Here is a 538-nt window from a genome sequence, read left to right as displayed (position 1 = left end):
AACCTCAATCCCGATATTGCCGGCAAGCATCAAAGTTGCGTCAACGATGATGATTGAACTCAGATTTGGCAACAGCTCTTTTAAAATAATCTTCAAATCGCTGCTGCCCGAAGTCTTTGAAGCACTGATATAGTCTTTTTTTGATTCTGACAATGCCTTGGACCGAATCAAACGTGCCGTTCCGACCCAGTAAAAAGCCGACATGATTAAAACGAACGACCACATCGTATATTTTGGAATAATCGTAACGATGACGATGATAATCATCAATGTCGGCAAAACCATCATGAAATCAAGAAAACGCATCATGATGTTGTCAACTTTTCCACCATAGTAGCCGGCGACAAGTCCAAAAATAGTTCCGATTACTTCAATCAAAACCGTAATCGCAATCCCAATCAGTAGCGAGTTTCTCGCTCCGAGAATCAGCATCTTGAACACGTCGCGGCCGCCTTCGTCACCGCCGAGCAACATTCCGTCAACTCCAGGATGGTTGTACTGCTTGAAGATGTCAACCGTCATGACCTTGTCCGTATTG

General features: G+C 44.1%; 1 protein-coding gene. It reads right to left on the bottom strand.

The genetic code is table 11. The annotated features are described in order from the left end of the window. Positions 1 to 522, bottom strand: a 522-nt coding sequence (locus KJQ99_RS09555; RefSeq protein WP_214150692.1) for an ABC transporter permease, incomplete at its 3' end; no start/stop codon positions are given. Positions 523 to 538: the final 16 nt, after the last annotated feature.

It is taken from the genome of Campylobacter sp. 2018MI13, from assembly GCF_018501135.1.
Classification (GTDB): Bacteria; Campylobacterota; Campylobacteria; order Campylobacterales; family Campylobacteraceae; genus Campylobacter_E.
Note: the sequence above shows the minus strand (reverse complement) of the source record. Positions and strands in the feature narration are given on the sequence as shown.